Below are 18,885 nucleotides of genomic sequence, written 5' to 3'. Positions count from 1 at the left end.
GCTTCTATGTTGACACGCGTCGATATAGATCGCCAAAGTCAAGATCGATGAAGATCGATGCAGTACGGCGGGGCGATGAGCGCCGGGTGTACGTCTGAACGATGGTCCGGTACCGGCCGCGAATCGCTGCGCGATGTAGCGGGGTCAGTCGTGCTGCTGGGTGAGGGATACAGCCTTGCCCAGGTGGGCGCCCCAGTCCTTGGCGCGTGCGATCTCTCCGGCGGCCAGTGGGCCTTCCATGTCGGTGACGTAGAAGGAGCGGGGTTCGTCGATGAGGTGGAAGCCTCTCTCACGCATGAGGCGAGAGGCCGAGCCGGCGGCGCTTCCGGGTAGGTAGCGGAAGGACCTGGCGCGGGTGTCGAAGACGCAGGCGCTGCGTCCGCCGGCTTCGTCGGTCAGGGCTTCGAGCCACTCACGTAGGCCGCTGGCTTCGACGGGGTGGCCATGGCCTTGCCGGTGGGCTGCTTCTTCTCGGGTGCTGCGTCGGGACATGCCGAAGGCGTGGGTGGGGCCGCCGAGCACGACGAGATCGGCGGCGCCCACGTCGTCGGCCGGGGAGTGCGAGGGCAGCTGCACGGTGCGCACGGTCAGGTTCTGCGCGAGACCGTCCGCGATCGCTTGGGCGATCGCGCCGGTGTTGCCGAAGATCGACTCGTAGATGACGACGGCTTCCATGGTGCCCTCCTGGTTTGCTTCCAGCCTTGCTGGACCTGCGACTTCATGCCAGGTCCTTTCGGCGCGACCTGGTAGGGCTGTTCGGCTCTCGGGGCGGTCGGTGTGCGATGGTGCCTGGGTGTGAAGAGGAGTAGAACGGAGGCATGGAGCCGATCCGGGTCTACCTGCTGGATGACCACGAGATCGTGCGGCGCGGGCTCAAGGGCGTGCTCGAGGCGGACGGTCAGGTGGTGGTCGTGGGGGAGTCGGGGTCTGCCCGCGAGGCGATGCGTGTTCTTCCGAGCTTGTGCCCGGATGTCGCGGTGCTGGACGTCCGGCTCCCGGACGGCTCAGGGGTCGAGGTGTGTCGTGATCTGCACTCGTCGGCCCCGAAGGTGCGTTCGCTGATCTTGACCTCGTACGACGACGACGAGGCCCTGTTTGCGGCGATCATGGCCGGAGCGAGCGGGTACCTGTTGAAGGTCATCGCCGGTTCCGATGTGGTGGACGCGGTGCGACGCGTGGCGGACGGTCAGTCATTGATCGATCCTGCCTTGACTGCGAGGGTGCTGGAGCGTGTGCGGTCCGGACCGGTCGAGGAGCCGGCCCTCGCGGCGTTGAGCGAGCAGGAGCACAACGTCCTGACGTTGATCGCTGAGGGTATGACGAACAGGCAGATCGCATCCCAGATGGTCTTGTCGGAGAAGACGGTCAAGAACTATGTGTCGAGCATCCTGACGAAGCTGGGTCTGGAGTCGCGGACTCAGGCGGCTGTGCTGGCGACGAAGCTCCAGACCTAGGGCTCTCCGTCACGACGGTTCAGGGGGATCTGCCAGGCAAGACGGCACCCGCGCGGGGCATGGTCGGTGACCTCGAGCGTCCCGCCGAGTTCAGCGGCGCGTTCGGCGAGGTTGCGCAGCCCGCTGCGGATGTCGAACTGGTCCATCCCGGTGCCGTCGTCGGTGACGGTGCAGGTGAGTTCGGCTGTGGTGACGTCGAGGTTCAGCCAGACCCGGTCTGCTGCTGCGTGACGGGCGCTGTTGGACAGCCCTTCGCGTAGGACGGCGAGGACGTGGTGGTGCAGGGCGGGGTCGACGAGGGTGTCCAAGGGCCCGGTGATGGTCAGCGACGGGGTGTATCCGAGGACGTGGGAGTACTCGGTGACCAGGGCTCGGATCTTGGAGCGCAACGAGTGCAGCTGGGGTGTGGGGCGAAGGTCGATGATCGAGCGTCGGATCTCGCCGATGGTGGCGTCGAGGTCATCGATGACGGTGTGCAGGCTCGTCCGGCTGGTGGGATCAGCGTGCGCAGCAAGGGCCTTGAGCTGGAGGCCGAGGGCGAACAGGCGTTGAATCACGACGTCGTGCAGATCGCGGGCGATGCGGTTGCGTTCGGCGAGGACGGCGAGCTGCTCTTGGACGGCGCGGGTGTGGTGGCGTTCGAGGGCCAGCGAGGCCTGGGATGCGTAGTTCTCGATGAGGTCGAAGTCCTCGGCGAGGTTCTCGACGTATCGGCGAGGGGGGACCGTGAGGACGAGCGCGCCACGGGTGAGCGGGTCGAGGGCGAGCCGGGTCATGATTGCCCCACCGACGGGGAGATCGCTCGAACGGGTCGTGTTGGTGGCCATCGCCAGCATCAACGCGGGGTGCAGGGCCTTGAGCGTCTCGGCGGGATCGATACTCCGGTCACCGACAGCGGCGAGTACGCCGAATCGATCCGAGTCGGCCGGGGTGATCGCGATGCAGGCGGTCCCGTCTGCGGCGTCGAGCGCTCCGCGGAGAACGGCCTCCAGCGCTTCGAGGGGGCGTTCGGCGCGCACGACGTCGGAGGACATCGTTGCGGTTGCTTCGAGCCACCGTGCGCGGCGCTCGGCCATGACCAGGAGGTTTGCGTGCTCGATGGCCAGTCCGGCCAGAGCGGCCATGGCGATGACGGCCTTTTCGTCCTGGGGAGTGAACACGGGCCCCGTGGACTTCTCGGTGAGATACAGGTTGCCGAACACGCGGCCGCGCACCCGGACAGGAACCCCGAGGAAGGTTGTCATGGGCGGGTGTCCTGGCGGGAAGCCGGTCGAGGCCGGGTGAGTGGTCAGGTCCTCGGCGCGGAGAGGCTCAGGATGGTCGATCAGGTGACCGAGGAGGCCGTGCCCGGTGGGCAGGTGCCCTATCCTCTCGCGCTCGGCGTGACTCATTCCTTCGGCGACGAACTCGACGAGGTGTCGGCGGGAGTGCCCGATGACGCCCAACGCGCCGTAGCGGGCGCCCGACAGAGTACACGCGGCGCGCACCACGCCCACGAGCAGGTCACGCAGGTCGAAGTCGGAAGAGAAGCCACTGACGGCTTGAAGGATCGCGTCCTGAACCTCGGCCGAGGTCTTGTCCACGTCCTGAGCGTATGCCTGTTCCACGGTGGCCTCCTGGTCAACTCTGGCCGGGCGTAAGGCCCCGGGGTCGACGTCCGGCGCCCGGGGCCTCAGCTGTCGTCACGCTGCGCTCAAGTCTTCGTGCGGTGTGGCGAGCTACTGGTGGCTCAGGTGAGCCAGGGCCAGCGTTGGACGAGTCGGGTCTGCTGCCACCAGGTCCCGAGTCCGAGTGTCGCGCCTGCGTTGCCGAGGGCGAGGGCGACCAGGACCAGGGCGTAGATGAGGTGGTCGTCCATGAAGGGATTGTTGGCCGGCGGTAGGACCGCGGACCACATCAGGACGAGCATGATCGTTCCGGCGACCGCGGCGATCCGCATCCCGATCCCGAGGATCAGTGCGAGGCCGATGCCGAGGAGGCCGATCATGAAGACCCAGTCCACCCAGGTCTGGCCGGCCAGGTCCTGGTAGAAGCTGGCGAACGGGCCGGCGGTGGCGCCGCCGAGGAAGCCGGCGGTGGGGTGTCCGCCGTTGATCCACGCGCCATCGGCCGGTGTCTCGTGGCCGAGGCCGAACGTCTTGTCCAGGAATGCCCACAAGAAGACCCACCCCAGGCTGAGGCGGATCACGGCGCCGACGTAGCGCAGTGCGCGCTGGGCACGTGTCTCCGGTCGGACGAGCTCGGGGTGGATGAAGTCCGGGTCAGGCATGGAGGATCCCGATGCTCCCGACCGGCTGGTGGGGTGCGGTTCGTGGGTCGTGCTCATGATGTGCCTCCTGTGGGACGTGTCGTCCATCGGGACGACGGATGGGTGCTCAGTTCTCGGGTGCGTCAGCCTCGGCAGGGGTCCGCGCGTGGGAGGTGGCGGCGACGAGGTCGTCGGTGGAGTCGGCACGGGTGAGGACAGGGATGACCTCGAGCGGGCAGTGGGTGTGCTGCAGGACTGTACGAGTGACGCTGCCGGGGGCTGCCATGGCCACCCGTAGGCCGAGGCCGCCGTGGCCGTGACGGCCCATGACGAGCAGGTCGGCGTCCTTGGAGTAGCGCACGAGGGTGTCAGCTATGGGGGCGTACTCCAGTCGGCTCTCGACAGGTACGGCGGGGTAGCGTCCGGACCACTCGTCGATGAACCCTCTGATCATCCCGTGGGTCTGGGCGTCCCATTCCTGCTCGACGGACCATTCGTCCACCAGATAGCTGTAGAACGGGTCGAGGCGCCAGCAGTGCACGACCTCGAGTCGGGCGGAACGCTCGGAGGCCGCAGCGAAGGCGTAGGCCAGGACTGCCGAGGAGACCGATGAACCGTCGATCGCGGCGACGATCCGATGTTCTTCGCGGTTCTGGTCCCACTCGTGGGGGACGCTGACGACCGGGCATGCGGAGCGGGCGATGACGCCGAACGTGGTGCTGCCGGTGAACAGACGCTCGACGATCCCGGCCGACCTGTGGCCGAGGACGACCATGCGGGCCTTCTCGCTGGCTGTCGTCAGGATCTGTACCGCTGGACCGAGTGCCGTCTCCACCTCGACCGGCACCGTGGCGTGGGAGAGGTCTTCCACCACGAGCTGGGCGTCGTCGAGAAGCTCGTGCCCGACGTCGACGAGCGTGTCGCTCGTGAGCAGCGGCCACATCGGGGCGACAGGGACGATCTCGTGGATCGCATTGACGAGCCACAGTCCGCATCCGGCCCGCTGCGCCTCCTGCGCGGCGTAGCGCAGCGCGCGCGCTGAGTCGGGGGATCCGTCGAGGCCGACGACGATCGGTCGGTCGAGTCTGGTGCGCATGGTGACCTCCGTGGCGCGTAGGAACGAGCTTCCACTCCCACCCTTCTCCGGGGATCAACGCTGAGGCAGGGCCGGGAGGCCCCTTGAGTCCCGGGCCGTTCGGCCCGGTGCCTGCGGGGCTCTCGATCGACGACACCCTGCGCAGGGCTGCGGGGGACATGTGGCACCCCTGGGGTGGGGCCGTCCGGTCCTATCGGTCGGGGGTGGTCTCATGCTGACGTGGGAGGTCTACACACGCGGAGGCAATCATGAGAGCACTGGTGTTCGACGGCCCGGGGCGACGCGCTTGGCGCGAGGTACCCGACCCTGCCGTGCAAGATCCGCAGGACGTGGTCGTCCACGTCGACGCGGTGACGATCTGCGGAACGGACCTGCACATCCTCAAGGGCGACGTCCCCACGGTCGAGCCGGGACGGATCCTGGGGCACGAGGCTGTCGGTACGGTCGTCGAGGTCGGGGTCGGGGTGAGGACCTTGGCTGCAGGTGACCGGGTGCTCGTCTCGTGCATCACGTCGTGCGGCCGTTGTAGCTACTGCCGCCAGGGCCGGTACGGCCAGTGTCTGGGCGGGGGCGGCTGGATCCTGGGCCACCTGATCGACGGCACCCAGGCCCAGTACGTCCGGGTACCTTTCGCCGAGACCTCCACGCACCGCCTGACCGACCAGATCACCGACGAGGAAGCGCTCATGGTCGCCGATATCCTGCCGACGGCGTACGAGGTAGGGGTACTTGCCGGACGTGTGGGGCCCGGACAGAGCGTTGTCGTCGTCGGTGCGGGACCGATCGGTCTCGCCGCCGTACTCACCGCTCGCCTGTTCAGCCCGGCGGTGCTCGCCGTCGTCGATCTGGCTGAATCGCGCCTGGCCGCCGCCCGCGGTGCTGGCGCAACGCACACGATCGACGCCCGTTCCGACGTCGTCGCGCAGGTCAAGGCGCTGACCGACGGGCTGGGAGCCGACGTCGCGATCGAAGCCGTCGGAATCGCGCCGACCTTCGAGACGTGCGTGGAGATGGTCCGCCCAGGGGGCCACGTGGCCAACGTCGGTGTGCACGGCAAGCCGGCGACGCTGCACCTGGAGAGGGACTGGATCCGGGACCTGACGATCACCACCGGTCTCGTGGACACCCGCACCACACCGACCCTGCTGCGCATGGTGGAACGGGGCCAACTCGACGTTGCCCAGCTCGTCACTCACCGGTTCGATCTCGAAGCGTTCGACGAAGCGTACGAGGTCTTCGCCGACGCAGGCCACAGCGGGGCCTTGAAGGTCGTCCTGACTGCAGGTACAGGACAGGTGCCCTGACCACGCACGGTGCCGCGTCCAAGCCACTGGCCTCGCTCGGCCTGGACGCGGCGCCGGAGTTGTCTCACTCCGCGGCGGTCTCCGGTTCACCGGGTGCGACGATCTCCTCGATCGTGCGTCGGGGTGTGTGCGGGTGGGTCGCGCTGTAGCCCATGCGCATGAGCATCTGCGGCCACCCGTCCAAGGACAGGGCGCGTCGTAGGTCGTGCCGGGTGGTGGGGTTCTCCAGGACGGTGGTGGCGAAGGAGGCGTGCACGAAGTAGGTGGTCGCCACCAGCAGGAGGTGCTCGAGCGCCTCGCCGGCGGCGATCCAGTCCCGAGGAGTGTCGTCAGGTGTCGAGAGGACGGCCATGGTCGAGCGGTGCTCGAACTCCGCGTCACCGCCGCTGGCCAAGAAGTGCCGCACGGGCGCCTGCTCGTCCGTGGCAGATGGGCCGAGGAGATCCTGAGGGATGCCGTCATGCCGCGCGGCCGTCGTGGCGGTCCAGGCGGCCTCCTCACCTCGCGCCACGGCGTCTTCGCCCGCAAGGGCCTCGGCCCGACGCACGAGCGTCAGTACGTTCGATCGCGTCGGGTCCGAGGGGTGGATCAGGTGCAGGTCGGCGCCTTCGTCGCGGGCGGCCATCTGGATCTCCAGCAGCACGTCAGAATCCAGGGGTTGGTCGTCGAAGGGAGTGCGTGATGTGGCCCGTCGGTCGATCGCGACTGACAGCTCCAGCTCGTCCATGTCGGGCCCCAGGGCAGGGTCGAACCGGATCGAGGCGACGTGCAGCTTGTCATGGGGACTCGGCAGGATCGTGGCTTGGGCTGTCAGCGATTCACGCCGTGCGGACGTGCGGACGTTGAAGAGGAACGCTCCGCAGCTGATGTACATCTCGCGCCCTGCCGGGTCGCTGTGGCGCAGCTGCCGTGACGGATCGGCGTGAACGAGCATTCGGTTGCCTTCCAGCTCGACACGCCAGGGCTGAGTGTTGTGCACGCTGGGGGCATGCGCCGCAGCAGTGATGATTCGCTCGATGCGAGCGTCGATGACGTCCATGTCGCTCTTCCTTCCATCTGGCACCGGTATAAGCAGCTCCAACACGGGGCCCGTGTCTAGCCCATCAGTCCTTCCTCCCGCGAACCAGGGCGTGATGGCCCCTTGCCGGCCATCCGTTGGACCTGCGCTCACCAGTTGCCCGGCCAGCACATCGGGCAAAGACTCAAGATGAGATCCCTGTCCGATGTGGTGGATCACCCTCCACCGTTTCCTGCGTTCTGAGCATCGTGCGGGCCACCTGGAACGCGTGTCACGAGGGACGTGAACCATGACCGGAACAAGGGTCATCGTCGGGGTCGACGGGTCGACCAACAGCCGCTCTGCGCTGACCTGGGCCGCGCATGAAGCTAGCCTGCGAGGTGTTCCGTTGCTGATCGTGCATTCGCGATTCCGGCCCGCCTACGACCCGATCTTCGCCGGAGGCTTCTACCTGCCTCCCGTGGCCGCTGAGGGCAACGAGATCGACGAGGTTCTGCGCGTCTCCTCCGAGATGGCTCAGCAGGTCGAACCTGAACTGGAGGTGGAGACCACGGCCCGCCCAGGCCCAGCGGCCCTCGCGTTGTTGGACGCGGCGAGCGAGGGCGGGGGACTGGTCGTGGTGGGCTCGCGCGGGCTAGGAGCTTTCGGGGCGGTCTTTCTCGGCTCGGTCAGCGTGCAGCTGGCAGCCCAGTCGCCCGTACCGGTGGTCGTGGTACCCGCAGAGACGACATTCTCGACCGTGGGCCCCGTCGTGGTCGGCATCGACGGTTCTCCCGCGAGCAACGTCGCGCTCGTCGAGGCCGCCAACGAAGCAACCCGCCGGCATTCGCCGCTCGACATCGTCGTTGCCTACACGATCCCGGCAGACCCGCTCGTCACCTCGCTGACACCCTCGATCGACGAGTTCCGCACAGCCTTCCGGATTCGCGCGCAAGAGGCCGCAGCAGCGGCTGCCGAGAATGCTCGACGCGTCAGCCAGACCCTGGCTGTGCGAGCTCAGGTCCTAGAAGGGCCACCGGCTCGTGAGATAGCGCGAGCCGCGGTCGCCGCATCTCTCGTGGTCGTCGGCTCTCGCGGCTATGGCGAGTTCCGGGGCCCAGTCCTGGGATCGGTGAGCCAGACCATCCTTCGCCACGCCAAGTGGCCAGTTCTTGTCACACACAGCCACTGAGGTCCAGGGCCTGGGTGGAGGCGACCCGACTTCCTCAGCACGAGGCCTCCGCTACTCTTCCACCCTGTGGTGCGTTGGTGGGTTGAGACCGCCCTGTATATCGAGATGCGCACGAGTGTCTCGCAGTTGCGTCGGCATGCACTGACATACTCGCGGCATATCGATGGCTGAATGCCTCGCGGGGTGAGAAGCCCGCACGCAGTACTGTCGTGGGCGACACAACCCTTGGAGGGACTCAATGACGACGAGTGTCCACGCGCCAGCGCGCACATGGCGAGCGCCGGTAGCGGCAAGCGTACGTAATGGCCCTACCGCGCGGATTCACCACACTCGCAGAGACCGAGGCGGAGCGGATCCGCACGGAGCTCGGCATCAGCCTCTTTGTCAGGATCGACGCCTACGCCCTCGCTGCGTCACTCGCGATTCCGGTGATGGCGCTACGAGACCTGCGACTGCGCATCGGCGGCGACTCTCGGCTGGAGGCCAGCATCGACCTGCTCCTTGGGGCAGGGGGGTGATGAGTTCTCGGCCGCGACCGTGTTCTTCCAGAGCAGACGCGTGATCGTGCACAACGACTCGCACAGCCCCGGCCGGCAGGTCTCAAACCTCTGCCACGAGGTCGCCCACGGCCTGCTGCTGCACACGCCTAGGCCTGCCCTCGACGGTCGTGGATGCCGCGACTGGGATGACCAGATCGAAGACGAGGCGGACTACCTAGCCAGCACCATCATCATCCCTGGCAAGGCTGCCCGAGGGGCCGTGCGTCGAGGGCTGAGTGAGGAACAGATAGCCGAGCAATGTGGCTGCAGTATCCAGATGGCCCGTCGGCGAGTGAATCAGTCCGGCGCGAGGCGACTTCGTGCGCGACGTAGCGCCTGACCTGTTTCAGGCCCGGTAGTTCTCGTCGAGGTGACGGCGGCCCGGGGCCGGTGCCCGTGGTGGCCTGCGTTCACGCTTTCACACCGGCTCATACGACGAACAGGCGATGTGGCATTGTGCTCCCTTCTGTCATAAGAGAGGCTCTCGGCCTGGCTCATGCGCCGGGGCTGTGTGAACCAGGGGAAGGCCCCCCTCTCACGAGCCTCGAAGGCGAGTCGCACGTGAGGCCCAGGCTCCATGGACCCGGGCGTGCGGCTCCACCGGCTCGGGCTCGTGTGAACCGGCCTCACCTCGAGACGCGACCCGCCACAGGACCAGGCATCCCCATGGACGGGTCCGTGCGGCAGTGCTGGCCCGACCACGAGCCGAGATCAGACGTATTGTCGTCGCACTGTTCAAGCGAGCCGGCCGCGCATTCTTGGGACTTCTGAATACAGCGAACTGCGCCGGAGTAACCCGCTGGTCATGTGCATTTGAGGTTCACGTATCGGGCTGTCGGTGGCTACCGCTAATCTGTCCAAGAAGGTGTCCTAGAACCCGGCGTACTGCGGCTCAGCGTGCCACAGGGCGGCACGGGGGAAGGGTGCAAAGACACGAGTTGCAGGAGGAAAGCCAAGCGATCCGGCGGAACTTGACCGTTCGATGGGCAATCAAGGGGTCGCAGGTTCAAATCCTGTCAGCCCGACACAGTGAAACCGCAGGTCAGAAGGTACAACACCTTCTGACCTGCGGTTTCTTTTTTGCCCGGACGCCTTGGTTGCGCCCCATTCGACCGCGTCCGCGTCGGCGGACTGCAGGGTGTTGATCACGTTCTGCAGCAACGGCCTCACCAGGTCAGGCGATGCTCAGCCGGCTTCTCGACGTGAGCTACGCGATCCGCTGTGCCGCAGCCGGTGCCGTCCTCAGGGCCGCGATCTTCCTCGTGCTGGCGTGGATCCACCATCGTGAGTGGAGAAGTCGAGCGACGGCCGAAGGAAGGTGCGGCGCAAGATCAGCGCGAAGGTGGTCGTGCGCGTCGTGCGGCTCGCCGTCGTGACGGCGTGACGGGGGTGCGGGCGTGCTCAGTGTCGCAATACCGCGACAATATCCAAAGTCGCAGAACTGCAACAATTGTCATTGTCGTGGTACTGTGACACCTATGGCTGTGATCCGGAACGAGATCGAACTCGGCGCCGCGCTGCGCGAGCGACGCGAGCGCGCCGGGTTGACCCAAGGCCAGCTTGCATCGCGAGCCGGCGTGTCCCGTGGCTTCATCATCGACATCGAGCGTGGACGCCGACCCAGGGCAGAGCTGAACCGCGTGCTCGCCGTCATGCGGACCCTGGACGCCGCCATCACCCTGACTGACCACCACGCCCAGACGCCCGAACAGGCGCTGGCCGACCTGCTGGGGGAGTCATGAGGCTCGCGTTCGCCCTCTACGGGCAAGTGGCCGGAGTCATTGAACGCAACTCCGGGCGGACGACCCTGCAGTACCTGCCGGAGTACCTCACCCGACGGAGCCGCACCCCGCTGTCACTGTCTATGCCGGTCAGTTCCACCACCTACACGAACCGGTCCGTGGAGGCCTATCTCAAGGGGCTCCTGCCCGACCACGCTGAAGTGCGCGAGCGGTGGGCACGCAAGGCCGGGGTGCTTGCCGGCAACACCCTCGGCCTGGTCGCACACGTCGGACTCGACGTCTCGGGAGGAGCGATCTTCGCCCCCGAGGATGAGATCGACGACGCCCTCTCGCGCCCCGGGACCCTCCGCCGCGCCAGTGAAAGCGCCATAGCCGAGAGACTGCGTCGCGTTCGCCAGGACGACGCCGCCTGGCAGGACGACGAAGACGAGGAGCACTGGAGCCTGGCCGGCGCCCAGTCCAAGTTCACGCTCGCCCGAACCGACGGGGACTGGGCGTTCGCCGACGGCAACGAGCCATCCACCCACATCGTCAAACCTGGTATCGGCAAGATCCGGGCCCAAGCGCTCTCCGAGCACGTCAGCATGCGTGCGCTCGCCATCGCAGGCCTCGACGTGGCCGAGACCCAGTACCTGACGTTCGAGGACCAGGACGCCATCGTCGTGAGGCGGTTTGACCGGCGTACGACTGCCGCCGGCACCACGGTCCGGATCCACCAGGAGGACCTGATCCAGGCCTTCGCCCTGAGCCCTGGCAAGAAGTACGAGGCTGATGGCGGCCCAGGCGTGGGGCTCATCGCAGACCTCCTGCGCGCCACCGCAGACACTGCCTCGCTCGACAGGTTCGTCCGTGCAGTCATCGCCAACCAGATCCTCGGTGCCCCGGACGCCCACGGCAAGAACTACGGGCTGCTCCTCATCGCCGACACCGTCAGCCTCACGCCCCTGTACGACGTCGCCACCGGACTGATCCCCGATGCGAACGGCCGGCTCCGCTACACCAAGGGCGCCATGTCCATCGGGGGGGAGCGTCTCTTCGGGGACGTCGAACGCGCCAACTGGGAGAAGTTCGCCCGAGTGGTCGGCCTGCCGGCAGCACAAGTCATCGATTGGGTCGACGAGCTCACCACCTCGATCCCGCCTGCGTTCGAGAAGGCCGCAGCAGAGACCGGGGCTCCTGATGCCGATTTCCTTGCGGGGACCGTGGCCGCCAACATCGCTGCGGTCGCCGCTCAGACCCGCGAAGGTCTCATCAGCACGCGGCGCACCGGCGGGCGAATCGTCACGAAGTTCATGGAAACACTTCCGGGACAGCGTCGGCACATCCCGACGGCCTCTCCTGCCGACGAGCACGTCGACCAGACCAGCACTCCGGCAGACCACGACGACACCTGGGGCGCGTGAGCAGCAAGGCGAGTAGCGCCGGCTGCCGCACTGCGGGCATGGACACCCCTCGCGCCGACGAGCCGATCGACGTCGCCACCGCACGCGAGCTCGCACGCGCCGCTGCCGAGGACGCAATCGCTGCCGCCCAGACGGCACAGGCCAGTTCCGCGCTTGTACAGATCGGCGCTGACCAGGCGCACCGGGTGAAGGCGCAGATGTCCGGGGCGCACGCCATCCTGGCGAAGGCGTGTCGAATGTCGTCGCCGCCCAGGAGCGAGCGAAGGAGGCGATCAAGCGGCAGCAGGACGAGCTCACCGCTCAGGTTCACGCGATGGAGATCCAGCTCGGCCCGCTCGAGGAGCAGATCGCCACGCTCGGCGAGGGCATCTGGACCATGAACCTCGGCCTCGGCCCGGCTAGGCCTTGACCACGACGGCGTCACGCCCGGACATCACAGCATCACCGATGAACTGCTGCCGGTCTGTGAGGTCATGGTGTCCGGAGGTGGCGTCGAAGGTCATGACGGTCACATGTGCGGCATGACCGGGCGCACATCGACGTCGGTCAGCGCTCGTGGCGTTCGATCTGGCGCCTGATGTTGCGCGCGATCTCGCTGTCGTCGGTGATCGATCGGGACGAGAAGGAAACCTCGACGCCCGGGTGAGCCCTCGGGGTCTGGCGCCGCAAGGACAGGTCCCAGCTGGTCGCGGCCGAGCTGGTCGCGCGGATCGTCGTGGCAGCGCGGCTCTGCGCGGGCCACAGTTGCAGGAGGTACTGCTCGTGCGGCTCGAGGTCGACGCCGTCGCGGTTGCGTCCACGACCGCGCGCGAGGAGCCGTACTCGTGAGGGCCCATCGAGGAGTGGCAGGTCAACGGGGCTCTCGTCCATGGGGCCTGAGAGCGTCAGGTCGGCGGCTTCCAGGCTGACCTCGACGCAGTCCTCCCAGCTCGGTGCAGGGTCTTCCGGGGCGTCGTCATGTGTCTCCACGTCGACGGTGACGACCCCGCTGTTGATGCCGGTCAAGATCGCCACGCCGGTGGGCGAGGACATGGCTAGGCCTCCGACGTGATGGAGGCACTCGGACCCGTCGAATGCGTCAGGTGACGCAAGGTCGAAGCGCGAGAAGTCCACACGAACGCGATGCCCTGTGACCAGATGCTTTCTTGCCACCTGAATCCTCACTCAGCCTGCAGGACGCCACTGCCCAGTAGGTCCCGGTTCTGCCGAGATCACCCTACCGTCCTGGGCAACGGGCTCGCAGTGTCGCGATTCAGCGGCTGTGGACGGCGTTCACTGTTCGTGGGGTCTCCAAAGCAGGGACGTTGCCGATCCAGTCCACAGTGCCGCGAGGGCCTTGGGGTGAAGTCTCTGTGCGGGGCGTCGCCACGCCTGGTCGTCCGGTGAGCCTGCTCCTCGGCACCCTGTGCGCATCACGTCGGACAGGCTGTGTAGTCTCAGGGCACACACGGTCACGACGGGGGTGCGTTCATGCGAGGAAAGCAGGTGGCCGGGGCTTCGGCTCTGGTGCTGGTGGCTCTGATGGTGGCGGGCTGCAGCGGCGAGAGCAGCGCCCTTCCCGAGCCCACGGGCGAGGTGGTCCAGGCCGACGCACCCGTGGACGACGCAGCGCAGGACGCCGCCGCGTGCGCGGCTGTCTCCGACGTCATGTCGATCGTGGAGAACGCCGACATCGCCCTGAGCGAGGGCCGCGTGGCCGTCCAGGAGCAGCAGGGCTGGTACGAGGTCGCGACACATGTACTGCACCGCATCCCCTCGAGCGGCGACAGTGCCGTCAGCCAAGGGGTCGCCGACCTGCAGGAGGCTGTCCCCTCGGTCGAGCTCTGGGCGAGGACCGAACCCACCGTCATCAGGTCGGACGCCTGGCGGGATGCCCTTTCCGCCCTCGACGAGCCTTGCCTGGCGGTCGATTCTGAGCTGACCATCTCCATGTTCACGGGCGGCTGAGGCTCGCTCGCGACGCCCGGAGCCGTCGTCCCTCCCGCGCTCTAGCAGGCCACCGGCCGTGACTGCCTTGACTTCCTGACGCTGACGTCCGGCCCAGGTGTGTGCGCCGTTACCGCTCACCACAGACTGTGCTTGGGCGGATCAGTTCCGGGTCGTTCGCCCACGTGCATGAGTGCCCCCGACGGCGGACTCGGCGTGCCGCCGTCGTCCGCCCCGCTTCCACGAGCTCGGGACCAGCCTCTCCATCGGCCCGGTATGACCTGCTCGTGCATCCGCGTCGAGCGGGTCGGAGAGCATCGGTCAGACCACCAGGTGGGCGAGCAGCCCGCTCTCGCGACAGCGCTTCGCGCACCAGGAGGGTTGAAGGCGCCGCGGAGCGCCCTGGGTCCAAGTGGGCGCTGACGAGGCGCCGAGGTCGCGATGGCGTGCGGCGGAGTTCTCGATCGACGGCCGCCCTTACCCCTGGCCTTCGCACCAGGGGTGCCGACCGCCGCGTTGCGCGCGCCTGATGGCTCGAAACGAAAGCACGACATTTACATTCGGAACTACGCTGTGTACGTTTGACGTCATGGACAGTGCCACCCGACAGCAGCGGATCGTCCAGCGCCTCCGCGAGACCGAAAGACTCGAGGTTGCCGACCTGGCCCTCGAGCTCGATACCTCCGAGGTCACGGTCCGCCGTGACCTCGACGCTCTCGCGTCCGCGGGTGCGCTCCGCCGTGTCCACGGTGGTGCGGTCAGCCTGCTGCTGAGGGGGGAGGAGCTGCCGTTCGCGCTGCGCGAGATCGAGTCGACCCCGGCCAAGGAACGCATCGCACAGACGGTCGCAGGGCTGCTCAGCGACGGCGAGGCCGTGATCGTGGACAGCGGGACCACGGGTCTCGCGATCGCCCGCGCCCTCGTCGGGCGGCGCCTGACCGTCGTGCCCCTGTCGATCCCCGCCGCTCACGTCCTCTCCGCGAGCGCCTCGACCACGCTCAAGGTCCCCGGGGGGACGTCCCGCTTCGGGGAGGGCTCGCTCGTCGGTCCCATGGCCGAGGCCTCGTTGCGCTCGCTGCGCGTGGACACCGCGATCATCAGCTGTTGCGGACTGTCTCCCACCGACGGCGTCACCGCGTACGACGACGTCGAGGCCGCCACCAAGCGTGCCGCGATGTCCAGCGCGCGGCGCACGATCCTCGTCGGGGAGGCCGCGAAGTTCTCGCGCACGGCGCTCGCGGTCGTGTGCGAGGTGACCGACTTCGACGTGCTCGTGACCGACCCCGACGCGCCCGCTGATGCGGTCGCCCAGATTCGTCAGGCCGGCGTCGACGTCCTGGGCATCTGACCGGCTTGTCGACCGGGGCGACGCACGGCGGACGCCTCCCACCCACGACCCTGAGAGACCTCACCCATGACCGACACCACCGTGGCCCGCCCACGTCCCCGCCCCGCCCGGGGCGCAGCCGTCCCGCGTGAGCTGCGCCGGGCCCGCGTCGCCGTCGCGGCGCTGTTCTTCACCAACGGCGCCATCTTCGCCAACCTGTTCCCCGAGTACCCGGCGATCAAGGCCGAGCTCGGTCTGAGCAACGCGCAGTACGGTCTGGCGATCGCGGCCTTCCCCACGGGAGCCCTCGTCGCGGGCCTCGCCGCGGGCGTCCTGATCCGGCGTCTGCGTTCCTCGCGCGTCGCGGTGGTGGGAACGATCCTGACCGGCCTGGGGGTCCTGGGCGCAGGGTCGTCCTCGACGTGGACCATGCTCGCGGTCGGGCTCCTGCTCGCAGGGGCCATGGACGCGATCACCGACGTCGCCCAGAACGCGCACGGCCTGCGGGTCCAGCGACGCTACGGGCGGTCGATCCTCAACTCGTTCCACGCGGTGTGGAGCATCGGTGCCGTGACGGGCGGGCTCATGGGCGCCGGTGCGGTCGCGATCGGCATGTCGCGGGGGCTGCACCTGGGCCTGTCGGCCCTGGTCTTCGCGGCCGTCGCGCTCTCGTGCTACCGGTTCCTGCTGCCCGGCCCCGAGGATGCGGACCGCGTCGCGGCCGCCGACGGCGCGGGCGAGGCCGCCTCGGGCACGGGGTCCACGAGCGTGGCACCCGCCACGGACCGCGCGACGCATGGTTCCCGTGTCCCGGGCCTGCTCGTGCGCGTCGGGACGCTCGCGGCCCTGGTCCTCATCGCCGCGTCCGGCGCCGTGGTGGAGGACTCGGGCAGCACCTGGGCCGCCGTCTACCTCTCGCAGTCGCTGGGAGCGCCGCTCTCGCTCGCAGCGTTCGGCTTCGTGGCGCTGACCGGCGCGCAGTTCGTCGGTCGCCTCGTGGGGGACCGTGTGGTCGACAGGTTCGGCCAGCGCGCCGTGGCCCGCACGGGCGGCGCCCTGGCCGCGGTCGGCATGGGACTCGCCCTGGCCTTCCCGACCGTGCCCGGCACGATCGCCGGGTTCGCCGCGGCGGGACTGGGCATCGCGACCCTCGTGCCCGCGGCGATGCACGGCGCGGACGAGCTGCCGGGCCTGCGCCCCGGGACCGGGCTGGCCGTCGTGAGCTGGCTCATGCGGATCGGCTTCCTGCTCTCCCCGCCGCTCGTCGGCCTCGTCGCCGACCATTCGTCGCTCCGGGCCGGCCTCCTGGTGGTCCCGGCGGCCGGGCTGATCGTCGTGCTGGCCTCGCAGGTCCTCGACACGCGTCGGGCCCCCCGGGGCTGACGCGCGTCGCCTGCCGCCTGCCGGGCCGCTGTGCGCACCGCGCGAGGGCGCCCGGCGCCGTCGGGCAGCCAGAGCGGCCTCCGGTCGTGGTGAGCCGACCGCACCCGAGGGGTGTGGTTGCGCTTCCATGATCCACTGGCCGCACGAGAGGGGTGAAACATGAGGTCACGTGTCGCGACGATCCAGGACGTCGCACGGAGTGCAGAGGTGTCGACGACGACGGTGTCGAGGGTCGTCAACCGCAAGGGATTCGTGAGCGACGGCGCGCGGCTCGCGGTGCTCGAGGCGATCGACGACCTCGGCTACGTGCCGTCGGCCGCCGCGCGAGGGCTCGCGTCCCGACAGAGCGGGATGGTCGGGCTGTGCCTGCCCGACACGGGACGGCCGGACGACCTCGGCGACCGTGCGTGCGAAGGCTCCTCGGTGCGCGTGCTCCTCGACCCGCGGCCGAACGGCGAGATCGCGTGGGGCGGCCTGTACTTCGGTGAGGTGCTGCGTGGGGCCGAGTACGCGGCCTGGGAAGCGGGGTTGGCCCTCACCGTCGCGACGGCGCGCGAGCCCGACCTCGAGGCTCGTGTCCTGGCCATGGCCGGTCGTGTCGACGGCCTCGTCGTCGTCGCCCAGACCCTCCCGGACGACCTGCTCGATCACGTCGCCCGGCGCGTCCCGCTCGTCGTCCTCGCCGGCCCCCTGATCACCGACCGCTACGACCACGTCACGGTCGACAACGCCGCGGGCATGACCCGGCTCGTGGAGCACCTCGTCGTGGACCACGGAGTCCGCGACCTCGCCTACGTGGCCGGGCGTGACGGCACCCCGGACGACGTCGAGCGGTTCCGTGGCTTCCGCGAGGCTCTGATGATCCAGGGGATCGACCCGCCTGCCGAGCCGTCGCTGCGTGGCGACTTCTCGCGCCGACGCGCCCGCGAGCTGGGGGCCGAGCTCCTCGGTGGCCCCAGGCCGCTCCCTCGGGCGCTGGTGTGCTGCAACGACGAGACGGCGCTCGGCCTGCTCGATGTGCTCGTCGCGCAGGGGGTGCGGGTGCCCGAGGACGTCGTGCTCACGGGCTTCGACGGCATCGACGCGGCAAGGACGTCGGCACCGCCGATCACGACGGTCGAGCAACCGACCGCCGAGCTCGGGCGTCTCGCGGTCGAGCGCCTGACGGCTCGGATCGGAGCGCCGCGCCGCCGCCCGACGGTCACCACGTCCCCGGTGACCGTCCAGCTGAGGGCGAGCTGTGGCAAGCACCTGGCTGTCCCATCCATCGAGAACGAAGGCTGAACCATGGAGAGCGTCACCAAGAACCGCCAGTCGATCGAGACCTTGCGGACGATGGTCGAGCGAGGTTTCGGACCGCAGCAGGTGCCGGGAGGCGACGGCTTCGCCACAGAGCTCACCGACGGTTTCTTCAACGCCCTGTACCGGATCCGCCTGGCCGACGGCAAGGAGGTCGTCCTGAAGATCGCGCCGCCGGCCGGTGTCCCGGTCCTGACCCATGAGCACGACATGATGCGCAACGAGGTCGCGGCGATGGACCTGGTCCGACGCGAGTCCTTCGTCCCGGTACCCGAGCTGTTCCACGTCGACCTGTCCCGCGAGGTGTGCGACGCCGACTACTTCTTCATGGAGCTCGTGGACGCCACGTGCTTCGGCATCGCGGCCGACGCGGGCCGGCTCCCGCCACATGTCGTGGAGGCCGGGTTCGAGCATCTCGGCTCTCTGAACCGGGACCTGAACGCGATCGTCGGGACGCACTTCGGCCAGCTTCGAGGCCCAGGGTTCGGGACCTGGCGCGAGGCCGCCACGACGATGTTCCGTACCGTCCTGGCCGACGGGGTGCGCGCGGCGGTCGACCTCGGGTGGGATCCGGACGTCGTGCTCAAGTCTTTCGAGGATCACGCCGACGTGCTCGACGACGTGATCGAGCCGCGCCTCGTCGAGGTCGACCTGTGGGCCAAGAACTCGATGATGCGGGACGGCCGCGTCGTCGCGATCATCGACCACGAGCGCGCGATGTTCGGCGACCCCCTCATGGAGGCCGGCCTGACCGGACTGGACCTGCCCTCGTTCCCCGACCCTGCGCCCTTCATGCGTGGGTTCCGCCTCGCCGCGCTCGACGACTCGCAGCGGACGAGGCGCCACCTCTACACGCTGTGGCTCGCCGTGACCATGCTCGTCGAGACGACCTACCGGCAGCAGAGTTCTCAGCAGTACCGCTGGGCGTGCGAACAGCTCGACATCGCCATGGGGCTCCTCGGCCGGACGACGTGA

At 68.5% G+C, this 18,885-nt stretch carries 19 protein-coding genes; 13 read left to right on the top strand and 6 right to left on the bottom strand.

What is annotated here, in order from left to right:
• Positions 1 to 144: 144 nt before the first annotated feature.
• Positions 145 to 675: a flavodoxin family protein gene (locus tag ACIPWA_RS17785; protein WP_400291878.1), complete on the bottom strand. Its 531-nt coding sequence runs from the start codon at positions 673 to 675 to the stop codon at positions 145 to 147.
• A gap of 143 nt (positions 676 to 818) precedes the next feature.
• On the opposite strand from ACIPWA_RS17785, the gene ACIPWA_RS17780 reads away from it, so the two are divergent.
• Positions 819 to 1,454: a response regulator gene (locus ACIPWA_RS17780; protein WP_400291877.1), complete on the top strand. Its 636-nt coding sequence runs from the start codon at positions 819 to 821 to the stop codon at positions 1,452 to 1,454.
• Here the strand turns inward: ACIPWA_RS17780 and ACIPWA_RS17775 are convergent.
• The 3 genes from ACIPWA_RS17775 to ACIPWA_RS17765 form a co-directional block, all read right to left on the bottom strand.
• Complete coding sequence (locus tag ACIPWA_RS17775; RefSeq protein WP_400291876.1) at positions 1,451 to 3,037, bottom strand: GAF domain-containing sensor histidine kinase; 1,587 nt, start codon at positions 3,035 to 3,037, stop codon at positions 1,451 to 1,453. The two genes, ACIPWA_RS17780 and ACIPWA_RS17775, sit on opposite strands and share 4 nt — an antisense overlap.
• Positions 3,038 to 3,183: 146 nt before the next feature.
• Positions 3,184 to 3,780, bottom strand: a complete 597-nt coding sequence (locus ACIPWA_RS17770; RefSeq protein ID WP_082608948.1) for a DoxX family membrane protein — start codon at positions 3,778 to 3,780, stop codon at positions 3,184 to 3,186.
• A gap of 49 nt (positions 3,781 to 3,829) precedes the next feature.
• The gene (locus ACIPWA_RS17765; RefSeq protein ID WP_400291875.1) at positions 3,830 to 4,798 is read right to left on the bottom strand and encodes a universal stress protein; all 969 of its coding nucleotides are present in this window, start codon (positions 4,796 to 4,798) and stop codon (positions 3,830 to 3,832) included.
• Between the two features lie 248 nt (positions 4,799 to 5,046).
• Here ACIPWA_RS17765 and ACIPWA_RS17760 point away from each other — a divergent pair, with 248 nt between their 5' ends.
• The gene (locus tag ACIPWA_RS17760) at positions 5,047 to 6,102 is read left to right on the top strand and encodes an alcohol dehydrogenase catalytic domain-containing protein (protein ID WP_400291874.1); all 1,056 of its coding nucleotides are present in this window, start codon (positions 5,047 to 5,049) and stop codon (positions 6,100 to 6,102) included.
• A 64-nt stretch (positions 6,103 to 6,166) separates the two neighbouring features.
• Here the strand turns inward: ACIPWA_RS17760 and ACIPWA_RS17755 are convergent, their stop codons facing one another.
• Positions 6,167 to 7,141, bottom strand: a complete 975-nt coding sequence (locus tag ACIPWA_RS17755; protein WP_056651704.1) for an Acg family FMN-binding oxidoreductase — start codon at positions 7,139 to 7,141, stop codon at positions 6,167 to 6,169.
• Positions 7,142 to 7,409: 268 nt separating this feature from the next.
• Between ACIPWA_RS17755 and ACIPWA_RS17750 the strand changes: the two genes are divergently transcribed.
• The 6 genes from ACIPWA_RS17750 (at position 7,410) to ACIPWA_RS17725 (ending at position 12,384) form a co-directional block, all read left to right on the top strand.
• Positions 7,410 to 8,291: a universal stress protein gene (locus ACIPWA_RS17750; RefSeq protein ID WP_400291873.1), complete on the top strand. Its 882-nt coding sequence runs from the start codon at positions 7,410 to 7,412 to the stop codon at positions 8,289 to 8,291.
• Between the two features lie 302 nt (positions 8,292 to 8,593).
• Positions 8,594 to 8,809, top strand: a complete 216-nt coding sequence (locus tag ACIPWA_RS17745) for a hypothetical protein (RefSeq protein WP_400291872.1) — start codon at positions 8,594 to 8,596, stop codon at positions 8,807 to 8,809.
• 19 nt (positions 8,810 to 8,828) lie between these two features.
• Complete coding sequence (locus tag ACIPWA_RS17740; protein ID WP_400291871.1) at positions 8,829 to 9,170, top strand: ImmA/IrrE family metallo-endopeptidase; 342 nt, start codon at positions 8,829 to 8,831, stop codon at positions 9,168 to 9,170.
• 1,138 nt (positions 9,171 to 10,308) lie between these two features.
• Positions 10,309 to 10,572 (top strand): helix-turn-helix domain-containing protein, encoded by a 264-nt coding sequence (locus tag ACIPWA_RS17735; protein ID WP_400291870.1) that lies wholly within the window; start codon positions 10,309 to 10,311, stop codon positions 10,570 to 10,572.
• Positions 10,569 to 11,975 carry a type II toxin-antitoxin system HipA family toxin gene (locus ACIPWA_RS17730; protein WP_400291869.1) on the top strand — a complete coding sequence of 469 codons (1,407 nt, stop codon included), beginning with the start codon at positions 10,569 to 10,571 and terminating at the stop codon, positions 11,973 to 11,975. Before ACIPWA_RS17735 ends, ACIPWA_RS17730 begins: the two co-directional genes overlap by 4 nt.
• 229 nt (positions 11,976 to 12,204) lie before the next feature.
• Complete coding sequence (locus ACIPWA_RS17725) at positions 12,205 to 12,384, top strand: hypothetical protein (RefSeq protein ID WP_400291868.1); 180 nt, start codon at positions 12,205 to 12,207, stop codon at positions 12,382 to 12,384.
• Positions 12,385 to 12,521: 137 nt separating this feature from the next.
• On the opposite strand, the gene ACIPWA_RS17720 is transcribed toward ACIPWA_RS17725, so the two are convergent.
• Positions 12,522 to 13,007, bottom strand: coding sequence for a hypothetical protein (locus ACIPWA_RS17720; RefSeq protein ID WP_400291867.1), 486 nt, complete (start codon positions 13,005 to 13,007; stop codon positions 12,522 to 12,524).
• 453 nt (positions 13,008 to 13,460) lie between these two features.
• Between ACIPWA_RS17720 and ACIPWA_RS17715 the strand changes: the two genes are divergently transcribed.
• The 5 genes from ACIPWA_RS17715 to ACIPWA_RS17695 all read left to right on the top strand — a co-directional run bounded on the left by ACIPWA_RS17715 (position 13,461) and on the right by ACIPWA_RS17695 (position 18,885).
• Complete coding sequence (locus ACIPWA_RS17715; protein ID WP_400291866.1) at positions 13,461 to 13,922, top strand: hypothetical protein; 462 nt, start codon at positions 13,461 to 13,463, stop codon at positions 13,920 to 13,922.
• Positions 13,923 to 14,490: 568 nt separating this feature from the next.
• Positions 14,491 to 15,249 (top strand): DeoR/GlpR family DNA-binding transcription regulator, encoded by a 759-nt coding sequence (locus tag ACIPWA_RS17710; RefSeq protein ID WP_400291865.1) that lies wholly within the window; start codon positions 14,491 to 14,493, stop codon positions 15,247 to 15,249.
• 66 nt (positions 15,250 to 15,315) lie between these two features.
• Positions 15,316 to 16,611, top strand: coding sequence for an MFS transporter (locus tag ACIPWA_RS17705; protein WP_400291864.1), 1,296 nt, complete (start codon positions 15,316 to 15,318; stop codon positions 16,609 to 16,611).
• Positions 16,612 to 16,770: 159 nt separating this feature from the next.
• Positions 16,771 to 17,895, top strand: a complete 1,125-nt coding sequence (locus ACIPWA_RS17700; RefSeq protein ID WP_400291863.1) for a LacI family DNA-binding transcriptional regulator — start codon at positions 16,771 to 16,773, stop codon at positions 17,893 to 17,895.
• A gap of 3 nt (positions 17,896 to 17,898) precedes the next feature.
• Complete coding sequence (locus ACIPWA_RS17695; RefSeq protein WP_400291861.1) at positions 17,899 to 18,885, top strand: phosphotransferase family protein; 987 nt, start codon at positions 17,899 to 17,901, stop codon at positions 18,883 to 18,885.

Origin of the sequence: Oerskovia enterophila (assembly GCF_044748475.1) — a bacterium.
GTDB lineage: Bacteria > Actinomycetota > Actinomycetes > Actinomycetales > Cellulomonadaceae > Oerskovia > Oerskovia enterophila.
The sequence above is the reverse complement of the archived record's forward strand: the minus strand, read 5'-3'. Positions and strand labels throughout refer to the sequence as shown.

Excerpts from the sequence above, each read along its gene's own strand:
- ACIPWA_RS17785 (WP_400291878.1), bottom strand. The coding sequence starts at position 675 with ATGGAAGCCGTCGTCATCTACGAGTCGATCTTCGGCAACACCGGCGCG.
- ACIPWA_RS17780 (WP_400291877.1), top strand. The coding sequence starts at position 819 with ATGGAGCCGATCCGGGTCTACCTGCTGGATGACCACGAGATCGTGCGG.
- ACIPWA_RS17770 (WP_082608948.1), bottom strand. The coding sequence starts at position 3,780 with ATGAGCACGACCCACGAACCGCACCCCACCAGCCGGTCGGGAGCATCG.
- ACIPWA_RS17765 (WP_400291875.1), bottom strand. The coding sequence starts at position 4,798 with ATGCGCACCAGACTCGACCGACCGATCGTCGTCGGCCTCGACGGATCC.
- ACIPWA_RS17760 (WP_400291874.1), top strand. The coding sequence starts at position 5,047 with ATGAGAGCACTGGTGTTCGACGGCCCGGGGCGACGCGCTTGGCGCGAG.
- ACIPWA_RS17755 (WP_056651704.1), bottom strand. The coding sequence starts at position 7,141 with ATGGACGTCATCGACGCTCGCATCGAGCGAATCATCACTGCTGCGGCG.
- ACIPWA_RS17750 (WP_400291873.1), top strand. The coding sequence starts at position 7,410 with ATGACCGGAACAAGGGTCATCGTCGGGGTCGACGGGTCGACCAACAGC.
- ACIPWA_RS17745 (WP_400291872.1), top strand. The coding sequence starts at position 8,594 with ATGGCCCTACCGCGCGGATTCACCACACTCGCAGAGACCGAGGCGGAG.
- ACIPWA_RS17735 (WP_400291870.1), top strand. The coding sequence starts at position 10,309 with ATGGCTGTGATCCGGAACGAGATCGAACTCGGCGCCGCGCTGCGCGAG.
- ACIPWA_RS17730 (WP_400291869.1), top strand. The coding sequence starts at position 10,569 with ATGAGGCTCGCGTTCGCCCTCTACGGGCAAGTGGCCGGAGTCATTGAA.
- ACIPWA_RS17720 (WP_400291867.1), bottom strand. The coding sequence starts at position 13,007 with ATGTCCTCGCCCACCGGCGTGGCGATCTTGACCGGCATCAACAGCGGG.
- ACIPWA_RS17710 (WP_400291865.1), top strand. The coding sequence starts at position 14,491 with ATGGACAGTGCCACCCGACAGCAGCGGATCGTCCAGCGCCTCCGCGAG.
- ACIPWA_RS17705 (WP_400291864.1), top strand. The coding sequence starts at position 15,316 with ATGACCGACACCACCGTGGCCCGCCCACGTCCCCGCCCCGCCCGGGGC.
- ACIPWA_RS17700 (WP_400291863.1), top strand. The coding sequence starts at position 16,771 with ATGAGGTCACGTGTCGCGACGATCCAGGACGTCGCACGGAGTGCAGAG.
- ACIPWA_RS17695 (WP_400291861.1), top strand. The coding sequence starts at position 17,899 with ATGGAGAGCGTCACCAAGAACCGCCAGTCGATCGAGACCTTGCGGACG.